Genomic DNA, 14728 nt, shown 5'->3' with positions numbered 1-14728 from the left:
AGTGCCTCTCCCCATAAGCCACCCACCTGCGCACGGGTGAAGCGCAGGCCGACCCGAGAAGAACGGAACCCACCACCGTGCCCCGGACCATCCTCGACATTCACATCCTCCAGACCGTCCCGCCGAGCAACCTCAACCGCGACGACACGGGGACCCCCAAATCGGCCATCTTCGGCGGGGTGCGGCGGGCCCGCGTCTCCAGCCAGGCGTGGAAGCGCGCCACGCGCAAGGCGTTCGACGACCTCCTGCCCGCCGACGCGCTCGGTGTCCGGACGAAGAAGGTCGCCGAGGCCCTGGCCAAGCGGATCACCGCCAGGAATTCCGCACTGGAGAAGTCGGCCGTGCACCTGGCCGCCGCGACCCTCGAAGCGGCGACGGGCTCCAGGATCGAGCCGCCGAAGCGCAGGCCGAAGAACGGCGAAGACGACCCCGCCGCACCCGAGTCCTCGTACTTGCTGTTCCTGAGCAGCAGGCAACTGGACGCCCTCGCGGAGTTCGCGGTGGAGGGCGGCGGGCCCGACGGCGACGTGAAGACGCTCAAGGAGTATCTGAAGTCCAAGGAGAACAAGGCACGGGCCAAGCAGGCCGTGGACGCCCGGCACTCGGTGGACATCGCGCTGTTCGGGCGGATGGTCGCGGACTCCGCTGACCTCAACGTGGAAGCGGCGGTCCAGGTGGCGCATGCCATCAGCGTGCACAAGTCGGAGATCGAATCGGACTACTACACGGCGGTGGACGACCTGAGCCCGGACGACGAGTCCGGCGCGGGAATGATCGGAACCGTCGACTTCAACTCCGCCACGCTCTACCGCTACGCCGCCCTGGACGTGGACGAGCTGCACCGCAATCTCGGCGCCGGGCTCAAGGACGACGAACCGCCGAGCGCTCCCGTGGAGAAGGCCGTGGGCGCGTTCCTGGAGGCGTTCATCACCTCCCTGCCCACCGGGAAGGTCAACACCTTCGGCAACCACACGCTGCCCGCCGCCGTCATCGTCAAGCTCCGCGACCGCCGCCCGGTCAGCTTCGTCGGGGCCTTCGAGGAGCCGGTGCCGCAGGGGCCCGGTGGTGGCTTCCTGCGCGAGAGCTGTGCCCGCCTCGCGGAGTACGTGCCGGACCTGGAGCGGCAGTACGACATCGTCTCCGAGGAGCACAGCTGGGTGTTCCGGGTGGGTGAGGAGACGCAGGTGCTGGCCCCGCTCGGTGCGGGGGTCACGCTCGGTGTCCTGGTGCGGGACGTGACGGCGGCTGTGGCACAGCGGGTGGGGTCCGGGGCATGACGGTGCTGCTGCTGCGGCTCGCCGGTCCCTTGCAGTCCTGGGGGGCGGCGGCCCGCTTCGCCCGCCGCGGCACCGAGAACGCGCCCACCAAGAGCGGCGTCCTCGGTCTGCTGGCCGCCGCCGAGGGGCGCCCGCGCGATGCGGACCTCTCCGACCTGGTGGCGCTGCGGTTCGGCGTACGGATCGATCAACCCGGCTCCAGGCTGCGGGACTTCCACACCGCGCACCACGCCGACTCGGGCAAGGCCATGCCGCTTTCCGAGCGGTTCTACCTCAGCGACGCCGTCTTCGTCGCCGGGGTCGAGGGGGACGGGGAACTGCTGCGCCGCCTGTACCAGGCCGTACTCGCCCCGCGCTTCCTGCCCTACCTCGGCCGCCGCTCCTGCCCGCCGTCCCGCCCGGTCGACATGGGGCCGCCGCAGCCGGGCGTCACTCTGGAGGAGGCCCTGCGGGGCGCTCCCTGGCAGGCGTCCCGGTGGTATGTGCGGCAGATGGAGCGGGCGGCGCAGCGCGGAGAGGCTTCGGCAGTTCCCGAGTCCTTGGACCTGCTTCTGGACTGCCCGCCCGACGACACGCCGCACCTGTCCCTGCGGGACTCCCCGGTGAGCTACGACCCGCGCCACCGGCAGTACGCCCTGCGCGGTGTCCTCACCGGCCACGTCGATACGCCGACCGCGCACGACCCGACCATCGGCCTGCGCCGTCTCGACACCACCGGGCCGACCGATCCGCCGTCTCCGAGGACTCCCTGATGTACCTGACCCGCTTCCGCTTCAACACCGGCCGCCCGCAGGCCCGTCGGCTCCTCGGGTCACCCCACCTGCTCCACGGCGCCGTCAACATGTCCTTCCCCGAGCTTCCGCCGCGCGACGGCCAGGGGCCGCGGGTGCTGTGGCGGATCGACCCGGCAGCAGGCGGGCGGACCGACCTGTTCATCGTCAGCCCCGCCCGGCCCGACCTGACGCACCTCGTCGAGCAGGCGGGCTGGCCCGCCCTGGAAGAGCAGGGGTGGAGCACGTTCGCCTACGGAGAGTTCCTGAATGCCCTCGCGGTCGGCGACACCTGGGGATTCCGCCTCACCGCGAACCCCGTCCACAACATCCGCAAACCAGAGGACGCCCCTAAGGCCCGCACAAAACGCACCGCGCACGTCACCCCCACGCACCAGATCAACTGGCTGCTCCAACGCCAGGAGCGGGCGGGGTTCGAGGTGCTGCGCACTCCCGCCGAACGACGGCTGACCGAGCACGGCCACGAGCACCAGGTCGTCGTGCACGACCGCCTCCCCTTGCAGTTCCGCAAGGGGAGCGCGGAGGACGCGGGCCGCCGAGGGCCCAGGGGCAGCGGGAAGCCCACCGACCGGGCCGTGGAGTTCACCCGCGTCACCTTCGACGGTCGGCTCCGCGTCACCGACCTGGACGCCTTCCGCCGCACCCTCACCCATGGCCTGGGGAAGGCGAAGGCGTACGGCTGCGGCCTGATGACGCTCGCCCCGGTCCGGGCGTCATGAGCACCGTCGGCGCCCGCGGCGCTTCCACGCCGCGCGAACTGACCCGCGTCGGTGACCGCGTCTCCTTCATCTACCTGGAGCGGTGCACCATCCACCGCGAGGACAACGCGATCACCGCGAGCGACGCGGACGGAGTGACACACATCCCCTCGGCCACCATCGGCACCCTGCTCCTCGGCCCGGGCACACGCGTGACCCATCAGGCGATGTCCGTCCTCGGCGAGTGCGGAGCGGGGGTCGCCTGGGTCGGCGAACGAGGCGTGCGCTTCTACGCGGGCGGGCGGGCCCTGACCCGCTCGTCCCGGCTCGTCGAAGCACAGGCCACGGCGTGGGCCAACCTCCGCACCCGTCTCCAGGTGGCGCGAGCCATGTACCGCCTGCGCTTTCCCCAGGACGATCCGTCGGCCCGTACGCGCCAGGAACTGCTGAGCATGGAGGGCGGCCGGGTCAGGGAGTGCTACCACCGCGAGTCCGCCCGCACGGGGGTGCCCTGGCGGCGGCGCGAGTACCACCACGGCGACTTCAGCGCCGGTGACGCCCCCAACCAGGCCGTCACGGCTGCCGCGCAGTGCATGTACGGCATCGCCCACGCGGTGGTGGTGGCCCTCGGCTGCTCACCCGGTCTCGGCTTCGTCCACTCCGGGCACGAGCGCTCCTTCGTCCTCGACGTCGCCGACCTCTACAAGACCGAGATCGGCATCCCCGCCGCCTTCGACGCGGCGGCCCAAGGCGACGACGACGTCGCCTCCCGCACCCGTCGAGCGCTGCGGGACCGCATCAACACGACGGGACTGCTCGACCGCTGCGTGGCGGACATCAAGGGCCTGCTCGAACCCCACAGTCGCCTGGAGCCGGACGAGACCGCGGATCGCGTGACCGTGCAGACCGACGGCGACCGCCACGTCGAGGGCGGACGCAACCACGGCCACGCGGCGCCAGCTGACGCACCCGGCGAGGAACCGATCTGGTGACCGTCATCGTCCTGGCCAACTGCCCCGCCGGGCTGCGCGGCTTCCTCACCCGCTGGCTCCTGGAGATCTCGCCCGGCGTCTTCCTCGGCGCGCCCTCCGCTCGCGTGCGCGACATCCTGTGGGACGAAGTACGCCACTACCGCGGCAAGGGCCGCGCACTGCTCGCTTACCAGACCGACAACGAACAGGGCTTCACCTTCGCCACCCACGAACACACCTGGCACCCCACCGACCACGAGGGCCTCACCCTCCTCCGCCGCCCCACATCCCCCTCACCGTCGCCGACCGGCGACTCCACGGCTCCCCCGCGCCAGGGCTGGAGCAAAGCAGCGAAACAACGCCGCTTCGGCAAGCGCTGAAGGACGCCGACCACGCCGGTTCCCACCTGGCCAGCCGCCTTCAGCCGGTATGCCGGATTCCATGAAAGTATCCGAGAACGGAGGTCCCCCCGCCTAAAACCCCAGGCCACGCCCTGTCTTCCCCGCGCGTGCGGGGGTGGCCCCGGCCCCCACCTCAAATCAGCCGCCCGAACAACCCCACCCCGCCACACCACAACGCCAGTTGACGGCACCTCAACCGTGCGACTGACGACAGAGATGGGCCGAGGACCTACCATCCCCCGATGCAGGTGAGATCAGTGCGGCGGCCCGCGCTCGCGCAGCGGATCGTCTACGCCGTACTCGCCGCCGGGGTCGCGGTGAGCGGAAGCGTCGCGGGGCACGTGTACCACCCCGAGGGGTGGGTGCCCTTCGACGCATGGGCGTACCTGCTCACCAGTCTGGTCGCGCTGCCCCTGGCGTGGTGCCGCTCGGCCCCCGTGGCGGCTTTGGCCGTCTCCTGCGCCGCGTACGCCGGGTATCTCGCGCTGGGCCACCAGCCCTCGCTGAACTGGTGGGCCCCGGTGATCGCCCTGGTGAGCGTTACGGCACAGCGTGCGCCGCGCGTGTCGCTGGCCTCGTCGTCGCTGGCCGTCGGCGTGATCCTGTACAGCGGGGTGTGCGGGCGTCTGCCCGCGCTCCTGGTCCTCGCCCAGGGGATCCTCGTTCCCGCGATCGCCCTGGCCTTCGGGTACGCGATGCGCCTCGTCAGCGAGCGCAACCGTGAACTGCGGCGCCTGAGCGCACAGTTGGCGAACGAGCAGGCGGCGCACGCGCGCAACGCCGTGCTCGGCGAGCGAGTGCGCATCGCCCGCGAACTGCACGACGTGGTCGCCCACCACCTGTCGGCCATCTCCGTGCAGGCGGGCCTGGCCGCGTACGTCTTCCACACCGACGGCGACACGGCACGGTCGGCCCTGTCCGCCGTGGCCGATTCCAGCCGGGAGGCCCTGGACGAGTTGCGGCGCCTGTTGTCGATGCTGCGCGTCGACGACGGGTGCGACGAGGAGGGCGGCGGCGCGCCGCGGCACGCCCCGCCCGGCCTCAGCCGGGTCGGCGAGCTGGCCGACCGGCTCAAGGCGGCCCACGTCGACGTCACCGTCCACACCCAGGGCACCCCCCGGAAGCTGGCCCTCGGCCCGGACCTGTGCGCGTACCGCGTGGTCCAGGAGGCCCTGACGAACGTGGTCAAGCACGCGGCGCCCACCAGCGCGTACGTACACATCACCTACGAGCCGGACCGCGTGACGATAGCCGTGCGCGACGACGGCAGGATGCGGGACAAGGGCCATGAAACGGCCATTTCGCCGCCGGAAAGCGGGTACGGCTTGATCGGAATGCAGGAACGGGCGAACCTCTGTGGAGGTTCGCTGTCCGCTGGACCGCGGCGTGAAGGGGGGTACGAAGTCCGGCTCACCCTTCCGACCAGCGCCGCGCCCCCAGTGCCTGACGCACCGGGCGGCAGTGGACCGTAACAAAGGGGGAGTTCGCGCATGACCAGTGTTCTCGTTGTCGACGACCAGGATCTGATCCGGGCGGGGGTGGCCGCGCTGGTGCGTGCCACGCCGGGTTTCACATCCGTCACCGAGGCCGCGAACGGCGAAGAGGCCGTGTCCTTGGCCGAGCGGCACCGACCCGACGTCGTGCTCATGGACGTCCGTCTGCCCGGCATCAGCGGCCTCACCGCGGCGGAGCGCATCCTCGACCTGGGCCTCGCTCCCCCACCGCGTGTCGTCGTCCTCACGACGTTCGACGAGGACGAGTACGTGTACGACGCCCTGCGCATCGGCGCCTGCGGCTACCTCCTCAAGGACACCCCGCCGGAGCGCCTGCTGGGTGCCATCGCCACCATCGCCGACGGCGACGCGCTGTTCGCCCCCACGGTCATGCGCCGCCTCATCGAGGCGTACACGCCCCGTCCCGGCGCCGCGCTGCGTCGGCCCGAGCAGTTGGCCGAGCTGACCGCGCGCGAACTCGACGTCCTCACCCTGGTGGCGCGCGGTCTCACCAACGACGAGATCGCCGCCGAGCTCTTCCTCAGTGACGGCACGGTGAAGACGCATCTGCACCGCATCATGTCCAAGCTGGATCTGAAGAGCCGCGCCCAGGCCGTGGTCGTCGCCTACGAGACCGGGCTCGTGGTGCCGGGTTCCGCGTCGGCCCGGTTCGGCCGCCCGTCGCCGGACCGCTGAGCCCCGGGCCAGGCGTCCCTCGGCCCTGCCCCTGCCCCTGCCCCTGGTTGCCCCCGGTTACGTGCTCGGTTGGCGAGCAAGGTCCAACGAGCACCTGACACGCGCCGTCTGGCCCGTCCCCTGGGTTCTCGTGTCGACCGCACAACCAGAAAGCGAAGGGGGAACCACCACGCGCACCTCGCACGCGTTGACGGGCCTTGCTCTCGGGGCCACGCTCGCCCTCGGCGGCACAGCCGTGACGGCCCAGGCGGCCACGGGCTCGGGCTCCGAGGGCCGCGGCGCGCCCCTGGCCGTGTCGAACCCCGGGACGACCTACCAGAGCGGCGGCTGGTGTCACACAGCAACTGGGGCGGAAGCTTCTACTGCAACAGCCAGCTCAAGCACAAGCTGCCCAACGGGCAGTGGCAGGTCTTCGTCATCGGCACGAACCGTCAGGCGTACACGAAGTGGGGCACCGGAAGCGGGACGAGCGCCTGGAAGTCGCTCGGGGGGACGTGCACGCAGCCCGGTAACGGCTCCATCGACATGGCCTGGGCCAACGGGTGGAACTTCACGATCACCTGCAAGGGAACCGACGGCAGGGCCTGGTATAAGGAGCGGTTCAACGGGGGCAGCACCGGCGGAGCGCCCGGGACCTGGAGCAACTCGCGCCTCAACAAGTACTGAGGCTCTCCAGCCGGGAGTTCCCAGCGGTTCCTGACGGCGCCCCAACCAGGAGGTCACAGCGTCACGCCACCGCAGCGGGCCCAGAGAACCCCGTACGTCTCTCAGCGAGCCCGGACCGCGTCACGCGGCCCGGGCTCGCACCATGCCGTGGCACCCCTGGGGGACGGCGGGGCGACCGCGCGGCGCCGTTGGCATCGGCAGGGCGGCCGGGCCCATTGCGCTCACGGTGGCTTGCGCACTGGTCGGCACCTGGGGCTGGTGTGCGCCTCCGCTTGCGGGCGTGCCTGGGCTGGGGCACGCGGTGGGTCAGTGCGCGCCCCCACCAGTCTGGGGATTCCCGTCGTGTGGTCCGGCGGCCGGGAGGAGGATGGCTTCGTGGTGGGATGGCGGAAGGCTTGCTGGTGGGGGTTGGCGGCGGTCGGTGCCGGTTCGGTGGTAGGGCTGCTGGTGTGGGTGACAGCTGCGGATCTGGAGCGGTCGAGTCAGGCGTGGGGGGTGGCCGGATCGGTGGCGGGGGTTCTGGCACTTGGGGTTGGCCTGTGGCAAGTGAGGAGGGCAGGCGAGCCCTCTGGCCCGGGCCGGGATTCGGTGCGGGCCGAGGGCGGGTCGAACGCGGCAGGCGGGAGCATCCGTGATTCCCGAGCGCGGGATACGGTGCCGGGTGCGGAGGCAGCGCCGGGTGGGCCAGGGGTCTCGGCAAGTGGCGGGTCGAACGCGGCGGGCGGGGACATTGACGGGTCCACCGCGCACCGGGGCCCGCGATGACCGTATTCCGGCGCCATAGCGAGGAAGCGGCCACTCCGGCCGAGGTGTCCGCAGCGCGCGGGTCCAATGCCGCGGGCCGCGACGTGAACAACTCGGTGGCTCTGAACGTGGAGCGGGCGACGCTGCTGCCGGAAGCCGCGTACGGGCCGATTCTCGACGACGCAGCCGCGCGAGGTGTCACCAATATCCCCCGAGTGCAGGGCTTCGTCGGCCGCGTCGAGGAACTGGACGCGCTGGATTCGGCGTTCGCCGAGCTGGGCACGGTGGTGCTGCGTGCGGTGTACGGGCTGGGCGGGGTCGGAAAGTCCGCGCTGGCCGCTCAGTGGGCGACACGCCGGGCCACCGTGCCCCTGCGCTGGTGGATCACCGCCGACAGTACGGCGGCGATCGACGAGGGTCTCGCCGCCCTGGCCGTCGCCCTGCAGCCGGGCCTGACCGAGCTGCCCGCCGAACTACAGAAGGAACGCGCGCTCCACTGGCTCGCCAAGCACCGCGACTGGTTGATCATCCTCGACAACGTCGACCACCCCGACCACATCCGCCCCTTCGTGGAGCGCGTGCCGAACGGTCGGATCCTGATCACCACCCGCCGGGCGACCGGCTGGCACCAGCTCGCCACCACAGTCCCCCTCGACGTCCTGCCTCCGGACGACTCCGCCACCCTGTTCCACCAGGTCCTCACCCACCACGGCCCCCGCGACGACGACGGCACGGCCGAAGTGTGCGAGGAACTGGGCCACCTGGCACTCGCCATCGAACAGGCCGCCGCTTTCTGTGCCGAGACCGCCACCAGCCCCCGCGCCTACCTGGACATGCTGCGCCAGTGGCCCGCCGAGACGTTCGCCGCCGGACCCGAGGGCGGCGACGCCGAGCGCACCGTCGCCCGGATCTGGCGAATCACCCTCGACCGACTGGCCGACACCCCTCTCGCCGGACAGATCCTGCGCATCCTGGCCTGGTACGCCCCCGACCACATCCCCCGCGCCCTCCTCGACGGCCTCGCCCCACCACCTGCGCTGACCCGGGCCATCGGGCGCCTACTGGCGTACAGCATGATCACCGACAACGGCGACGACACCGTGAGCGTCCACCGCCTAGTCCAGGCCCTCGCCCGCACCCCGGCCCCCGACGACGCCCAGCGCCCGGCCACCGGCATCAGCCAGGCCCGCGACGACGCCACCACACGCCTCAACAGCATGTTCCCCGACAACGTCAGCCTGCCCGGCCAGTGGCCACTATGCCGGGCACTGCTGCCACACGTGGAAGCCCTGGCCCGGCACAGCCCACCCGACCACGACACCACGGCCACCTCACTCCTCCTGGATCGGGTCGCCGCTTTCCTCCACGACCAAGGCACAGCGGCGCCCGCCATCAGCTACCTTCTGCGCGCCCTCGCCGCTTCCGTCCGCGTCCTCGGCAACGACCACCCCGACACACTCGCCTCGCGCAACAACCTCGCAAGCGCGTACGAGTCGGCAGGAGACCTCGACCGCGCCATCCCCCTGTACAAGCGCGCCCTCGCCGCTTCCGTCCGCGTCCTCGGCAACGACCACCCCCACACACTCACCTCGCGCAACAACCTCGCAAGCGCGTACGAGTCGGCAGGAGACCTCGACCGCGCCATCCCCCTGTACGAACGCACCCTCACCGACTGCCTCCGGATCCTCGGCAACGACCACCCCGACACACTCACCTCGCGCAACAACCTTGCAAGCGCGTACAGGTCGGCAGAAGACCTCGACCGCGCCATCCCGCTGCACGAACGCACCCTCACCGACCGCATCCGCGTCCTCGGCGACGACCACCCCGACACACTCGCCTCGCGCAACAACCTCGCAAGCGCGTACGAGTCGGCAGGAGACCTCGACCGCGCCATCCCTCTGTACGAACGCACCCTCGCCGACTGCCTCCGCGTCCTCGGCGACGACCACCCCCACACTCACCTCGCGCAACAACCTCGCAAGCGCGTACGCGTCGGCAGGAGACCTCGACCGCGCCATCCCCCTGTACAAGCGCGCCCTCGCCGCTTCCGTCCGCGTCCTCGGCAACGACCACCCCGACACACTCGCCTCGCGCAACAACCTCGCAAGCGCGTACGAGTCGGCAGGAGACCTCGACCGCGCCATCCCCCTGTACAAGCGCGCCCTCGCCGCTTCCGTCCGCGTCCTCGGCAACGACCACCCCGACACACTCACCTCGCGCAACAACCTCGCAAGCGCGTACGAGTCGGCAGGAGACCTCGACCGCGCCATCCCCCTGTACAAGCGCGCCCTCGCCGCTTCCGTCCGCGTCCTCGGCAACGACCACCCCGACACACTCACCTCGCGCAACAACCTCGCAGGCGCGTACGAGTCGGCAGGAGACCTCGACCGCGCCATCCCCCTGTACGAACGCACCCTCGCCGACTGCCTCCGCGTCCTCGGCGACGACCATCCTCTGACGGTCACAGTGCGAGGCAATTCAGCTGCTGCACGCGCAAACCCAGATGGGCGTCCGTTACCCAACTCGCCGTAACGCCCTAGGCAGTAGCAACTCGTCCGACGAGTGCGATCGTGGCTTGGCTGGCTGAAGTTGCGTGCTGCTGCTGCGCTGCGGCACCGACTTCATCGTTTCCCTACCAAGGAGGACGACGTCCGGCGCCTGTCTGGGGCACCTCGCGCATGAACGAGGCCGCCAACCATCCGGTTGGCGGCCTCCGGTTCATCAGGGCCGCTCAGCTCACGGCCCACTCGTCGAACGACACGGGAGCCTGCCCGTGCGCCCCGCGGACCGCCGCGCCGGTTCCGCAGGGCGTACAGATCAGAACGTCCCGGTCGGTCGTGAGCCGGGAGCGGGCGGGGCGGTCGCCGCGCGGGCCGCCGCAGCGCGGGCGGTGGGCTTCGGGCACTTCACTCCTCGCGCTTCACTCCTCGGGGTGTTCGCGGGCCGACTTCAGGATCAGGTTCCAGGTCGGGCGGGAGTACGTCTTCTCCGTCTGCTCCTGGAGCTGGGGGATCAGCTCGGCGTTCGTCGCGCCGGGGTTGGCCGCGAGCGCCTTCCGCGCGAGGGTGAGCCGTTCGTCGCCCTGGTACGGGTAGGCCAGCCCGCGGCGGCCCTTCGGGCGACGACGGCCGCTGGGCAGCAGGTCGTAGGTGTCGGGGTCGGGCCAGCCCTCGGGCGGGTTCTTGACGTAGTGGGAGATGGTGGCGCTGTCGGCGAAGCCGCAGACGCGGGCCGCTTCGGCGGGGCCCACTTCCTCGTCCGGGTCGCCGGTGAGGTTCGGGGCGTTGGTGGTGACGGCGGTGGCGCGCTGGCGCTGGAGTTCCTTGTACCAGACGACCCAGACGGTGCCGTCCCAGTGCATGACGCCGTCGATGACCTCGGCGTCCGGGTGGCCGTTGTTCTCGCGGTCGGTCCAGAGGTTCTGAAGGGTGGACTGGCTCAGGCCGTGGACCTTCTGTAGATCGGCGCGTGAGTAATACGTGCGGCCGTTGGCGCGGTGCACGGGGTCTCCTGTTCGTGCTGGGGGTGGCTGGCGCCCGGAGGGATCATGCGCTGGCCCCCGGGTCGGGTGTGGGCGACCACGTTCGGGCACGGTCCGGGTGGCCGACGGGGAGGTTGAGGACGACGTACCCGATGCTGGGTGGAACGTTCTCGACGATGACGATGACGAAGGCGTCGCGGAGGACTGCGTACTGCTCCGGTTCCAGGAAGGCATCCTCGGCCTCGGGCAGGCGGGTGTACGCGCAGGGGATCGAGTCGCGCAGGGGCGGGCGGCGGTTACGGCGGTCCGGAGGATGCCGGAGAGCGGCCCGTGGGGGGTCTCCCTCAGCGGGCCGCTCGCGGACGGTGGGCATGCGGTCCCCGCGCGTGCCGTGTGCGGAGGGCTCCACGGCAGACCGGAGCGGGCTGACGCGAGGGGGTGCGGAGGTTGATGGGGGCCTTCGGGGCGCGTGAGGTTCGACCGTGTTCGTGAGTGGCTCGGCACGGGTGCGGGTGCGGTGGGGAACACGTCTTCGGTGGGGCACTCAGGGTCGTGTGAGGCGACGGGGCCTGTCTCCCCGCTCAGGGGGCCGCCGGGGTCTCGCCCGGCCGTGGTCGCGTTTCGCGTCGTCCGGCCGTCGACGGCTCCGGCTCGCCGCCCGCCGCGGGGGGGCACCGCGCGCGACACGGCGTCGGACTCTGTCGCACGAGGCCCGGCGAAAGGACCCCCGAAGTGACGCTCCCACAGGTCAGAACGATTCTGCACAGGGAGCGCACAGTGGGGCGGGTGGGACTCGAACCCAATACGGTGACCCATCTCACCTGCGGTTTTGCCGGGGAACCGGACATGTCCACCCGTTTCGATCCCGCCGCCTCCCCCTCGGTCCCGCTCGATCCAGCGCGGTGAGGCAATTGCCTCACCACCAGTCGGGAGCCGCATCGGGGCACGGAGCGCGGGGTGGAGGCGCTTCGACTCCGACTCGAAGACCGCAGCGCGCAAGCTGGTGAGGCGCCCTCGAACACCTCCCCTGAGATTACACACCGTAACCACAAGGGGTGCGTGGGCCGTGACACCTGACACCTCCTATCTACGGCACAGGCCACCTAACTGACAACTGCCCCCAAGCATTTCGAAAGCGCAGTGCATGAGCGCCGCAGCGGGGCACGACCCACGACAGAGATGGACACCTGAGCCCAGCTGATTGACCCACATGGGTCACCTCCGCTCGCGCGGAGAGCACAAATCTCCCCCACCTGATCCAGGTCCGCCCGCGGATCACCTCCGCTCGCGCGGAGAGCACACGTAGAGGCGGCCGGTGAAGTCGGTGGCGTGCGGATCACCTCCGCTCGCGCGGAGAGCACTCGATCGGCTGGCGCGTCCTGTCGGGGGGCGTCGGATCACCTCCGCTCGCGCGGAGAGCACCTCCTGCTCCGCGGCGAGGGCGAGGCCATCGGCGGATCACCTCCGCTCGCGCGGAGAGCACCCTCCGCAGCAATCCGCCGCACAGCAGCGCGCCGGATCACCTCCGCTCGCGCGGAGAGCACCGGCTGAGTTCAGGGCATCCAGACCACTGCTGCGGATCACCTCCGCTCGCGCGGAGAGCACAAGGTTTCGCTGCGCCGGACGACGTCGAGGAACGGATCACCTCCGCTCGCGCGGAAAGCACGAGCCGGTCCTCGACGGTGAGGCAGGCCAGTACGGATCACCTCCGCTCGCGCGGAGAGCACCCGCTCCCGGGGATGCCGACGAGGACGACCAGCGGATCACCTCCGCTCGCGCGGAGAGCACCTGCTGGGCACCTACAAGGGCCACTGGTACACCGGATCACCTCCGCTCGCGCGGAGAGCACCTCGTCGTCGCCGTAAATCCACACCCAGGCGCCGGATCACCTCCGCTCGCGCGGAGAGCACTTCTGAGCGAGTTCGTCCGCCAGCTCCCGCCACGGATCACCTCCGCTCGCGCGGAGAGCACCGGCAATCATCCCCGCGCGTACGTCGGTGCGCCGGATCACCTCCGCTCGCGCGGAGAGCACGAAGATCGCGAAGGCGCACGCCTGGGCGGCGGCGGATCACCTCCGCTCGCGCGGAGAGCACCGCCGCCGCACCCCGGTGAAAGCCTCCACTCCCGGATCACCTCCGCTCGCGCGGAGAGCACGGGTCCTCGCCCGCCTGCTCGTCGCCCACCCACGGATCACCTCCGCTCGCGCGGAGAGCACCGCACGTCGTCCGAGAACGAAAATCCGCCCCACGGATCACCTCCGCTCGCGCGGAGAGCACTGGACGAGTTCGGCATCAACGTGCCCGAGGACCGGATCACCTCCGCTCGCGCGGAGAGCACGGATCAGCCCCCGGCCACCGCCCGCACCCGTACGGGATCACCTCCGCTCGCGCGGAGAGCACCAGTACGCGTCAAACGGAATTCCCTGGGAGTACGGATCACCTCCGCTCGCGCGGAGAGCACGTGTAGGCCCGAAGCCACGCGTCCTGGCCCTGCGGATCACCTCCGCTCGCGCGGAGAGCACATCACCAGCGAGCCCGCGAGCCCGGAAGCCCGCGGATCACCTCCGCTCGCGCGGAGAGCACAGTACGGCGGTGGCGCGGGCGGTGTCGGAGGACGGATCACCTCCGCTCGCGCGGAGAGCACCGAATCACGGGAGACCCCGTAGCCGTGACGGCCGGATCACCTCCGCTCGCGCGGAGAGCACGCCGCGACCATCCGCCGGTGGTAGCGGCCCGTCGGATCACCTCCGCTCGCGCGGAGAGCACGCCGACCCGTACTCGCGGCGGACGAACTCGGTCGGATCACCTCCGCTCGCGCGGAGAGCACTGGTCGGCGGGCTGCTCCCCGGTGATGCGGATCGGATCACCTCCGCTCGCGCGGAGAGCACCAACGCACCGGCGTCTCTGCTGACCCTGGGTACGGATCACCTCCGCTCGCGCGGAGAGCACTCCGCCGCGCTCGGTGCCGCGGTGCCCGCCACCGGATCACCTCCGCTCGCGCGGAGAGCACACGGGAACGCCCGCGCCCGCCGCGTACGAGGGCGGATCACCTCCGCTCGCGCGGAGAGCACGCCTCGCTCGCCGTGCTGAACCCCGGCGGGATCGGATCACCTCCGCTCGCGCGGAGAGCACCGCGCGATGTCCCCGGCGAGTGGCACGTGGAGCGGATCACCTCCGCTCGCGCGGAGAGCACAAGAACGCATCTTGAATGCCCTGCTGAAGGGCCGGATCACCTCCGCTCGCGCGGAGAGCACGCGCTCGGCCAGCTTGGGAACGGGCAACAGGGCGGATCACCTCCGCTCGCGCGGAGAGCACCCGTCACGGTGGATGCGGGCGAGGACTGCGTCCGGATCACCTCCGCTCGCGCGGAGAGCACCTCCTCGAACCGGCTGGCGAGGGCGCGCGCCTCGGATCACCTCCGCTCGCGCGGAGAGCACCCCCTCGGCAAGGCCAAGGTCGGGCTCCTCTCCGGATCACCTCCGCTCGCGCGGAGAGCACCCTTCCCGAC

Annotated in this window: 12 protein-coding genes, 2 pseudogenes and 1 CRISPR repeat array; of the genes and pseudogenes, 11 read left to right on the top strand and 3 right to left on the bottom strand. The window is 71.1% G+C overall.

Annotated features, from left to right (window positions below):
- Window positions 1-77 precede the first annotated feature (77 nt).
- The 11 genes and pseudogenes from cas7e to ACOBQU_RS26825 all read left to right on the top strand — a co-directional run bounded on the left by cas7e (window position 78) and on the right by ACOBQU_RS26825 (window position 10272).
- Window positions 78-1277, top strand: a complete 1200-nt coding sequence (gene cas7e, locus ACOBQU_RS26875) for a type I-E CRISPR-associated protein Cas7/Cse4/CasC (protein WP_423630314.1) — start codon at window positions 78-80, stop codon at window positions 1275-1277.
- Window positions 1274-2029: a type I-E CRISPR-associated protein Cas5/CasD gene (cas5e, locus tag ACOBQU_RS26870; protein ID WP_423630312.1), complete on the top strand. Its 756-nt coding sequence runs from the start codon at window positions 1274-1276 to the stop codon at window positions 2027-2029. The genes cas7e and cas5e overlap by 4 nt, the downstream gene beginning before the upstream one ends.
- Window positions 2029-2787, top strand: coding sequence for a type I-E CRISPR-associated protein Cas6/Cse3/CasE (gene cas6e, locus ACOBQU_RS26865; RefSeq protein WP_423630310.1), 759 nt, complete (start codon window positions 2029-2031; stop codon window positions 2785-2787). Before cas5e ends, cas6e begins: the two co-directional genes overlap by 1 nt.
- Window positions 2784-3758: a type I-E CRISPR-associated endonuclease Cas1e gene (cas1e, locus tag ACOBQU_RS26860; protein ID WP_423630308.1), complete on the top strand. Its 975-nt coding sequence runs from the start codon at window positions 2784-2786 to the stop codon at window positions 3756-3758. The genes cas6e and cas1e overlap by 4 nt, the downstream gene beginning before the upstream one ends.
- A complete protein-coding gene (cas2e, locus tag ACOBQU_RS26855) occupies window positions 3755-4117 on the top strand; it encodes a type I-E CRISPR-associated endoribonuclease Cas2e (protein ID WP_423630306.1) in 363 nt (120 codons plus the stop codon). The genes cas1e and cas2e overlap by 4 nt, the downstream gene beginning before the upstream one ends.
- A gap of 263 nt (window positions 4118-4380) precedes the next feature.
- Complete coding sequence (locus ACOBQU_RS26850) at window positions 4381-5610, top strand: sensor histidine kinase (RefSeq protein WP_423630304.1); 1230 nt, start codon at window positions 4381-4383, stop codon at window positions 5608-5610.
- An 18-nt stretch (window positions 5611-5628) separates the two neighbouring features.
- Window positions 5629-6327: a response regulator gene (locus ACOBQU_RS26845; protein ID WP_423630302.1), complete on the top strand. Its 699-nt coding sequence runs from the start codon at window positions 5629-5631 to the stop codon at window positions 6325-6327.
- A gap of 330 nt (window positions 6328-6657) precedes the next feature.
- Complete coding sequence (locus tag ACOBQU_RS26840; protein ID WP_423630300.1) at window positions 6658-6993, top strand: hypothetical protein; 336 nt, start codon at window positions 6658-6660, stop codon at window positions 6991-6993.
- Between the two features lie 761 nt (window positions 6994-7754).
- A pseudogene (gene fxsT, locus ACOBQU_RS26835) lies at window positions 7755-9635 on the top strand (FxSxx-COOH system tetratricopeptide repeat protein); the annotation flags it as partial.
- 103 nt (window positions 9636-9738) lie between these two features.
- A pseudogene (locus ACOBQU_RS26830) lies at window positions 9739-9885 on the top strand (tetratricopeptide repeat protein); the annotation flags it as partial.
- A complete protein-coding gene (locus tag ACOBQU_RS26825; protein WP_423634731.1) occupies window positions 9883-10272 on the top strand; it encodes a tetratricopeptide repeat protein in 390 nt (129 codons plus the stop codon). The pseudogene ACOBQU_RS26830 and the gene ACOBQU_RS26825, both read left to right, overlap by 3 nt.
- A gap of 199 nt (window positions 10273-10471) precedes the next feature.
- Here ACOBQU_RS26825 and ACOBQU_RS26820 read toward each other — a convergent pair whose 3' ends face one another.
- From ACOBQU_RS26820 to ACOBQU_RS26810, 3 genes are read right to left on the bottom strand one after another with little or no spacing between them, the layout of a single operon-like run.
- Window positions 10472-10645, bottom strand: a complete 174-nt coding sequence (locus tag ACOBQU_RS26820) for a hypothetical protein (protein ID WP_423630299.1) — start codon at window positions 10643-10645, stop codon at window positions 10472-10474.
- Window positions 10646-10660: 15 nt separating this feature from the next.
- Entirely contained in the window at window positions 10661-11242 is a 582-nt protein-coding gene (locus ACOBQU_RS26815; protein ID WP_423630297.1) for a hypothetical protein, read from the bottom strand.
- A gap of 43 nt (window positions 11243-11285) precedes the next feature.
- On the bottom strand, window positions 11286-11594 hold the full coding sequence (locus tag ACOBQU_RS26810; RefSeq protein WP_423630295.1) for a hypothetical protein: 309 nt from the start codon (window positions 11592-11594) through the stop codon (window positions 11286-11288).
- Between the two features lie 838 nt (window positions 11595-12432).
- Window positions 12433-14718: a CRISPR direct-repeat array (repeat unit 29 nt; unit sequence CGGATCACCTCCGCTCGCGCGGAGAGCAC).
- Between the last annotated feature and the right edge of the window lie 10 nt (window positions 14719-14728).

It is taken from the genome of Streptomyces sp. G45, from assembly GCF_049542095.1.
Classification (GTDB): Bacteria; Actinomycetota; Actinomycetes; order Streptomycetales; family Streptomycetaceae; genus Streptomyces.
This window is presented reverse-complemented; position numbering and strand designations above follow the sequence as displayed.

What these genes read in the sequence shown, in the direction of transcription:
- ACOBQU_RS26845 (WP_423630302.1), top strand. Translation starts at nt 5,629, where the DNA reads ATGACCAGTGTTCTCGTTGTCGACGACCAGGATCTGATCCGGGCGGGG.
- ACOBQU_RS26850 (WP_423630304.1), top strand. Translation starts at nt 4,381, where the DNA reads ATGCAGGTGAGATCAGTGCGGCGGCCCGCGCTCGCGCAGCGGATCGTC.
- cas1e (WP_423630308.1), top strand. Translation starts at nt 2,784, where the DNA reads ATGAGCACCGTCGGCGCCCGCGGCGCTTCCACGCCGCGCGAACTGACC.
- ACOBQU_RS26810 (WP_423630295.1), bottom strand. Translation starts at nt 11,594, where the DNA reads ATGCCCACCGTCCGCGAGCGGCCCGCTGAGGGAGACCCCCCACGGGCC.
- cas6e (WP_423630310.1), top strand. Translation starts at nt 2,029, where the DNA reads ATGTACCTGACCCGCTTCCGCTTCAACACCGGCCGCCCGCAGGCCCGT.
- cas5e (WP_423630312.1), top strand. Translation starts at nt 1,274, where the DNA reads ATGACGGTGCTGCTGCTGCGGCTCGCCGGTCCCTTGCAGTCCTGGGGG.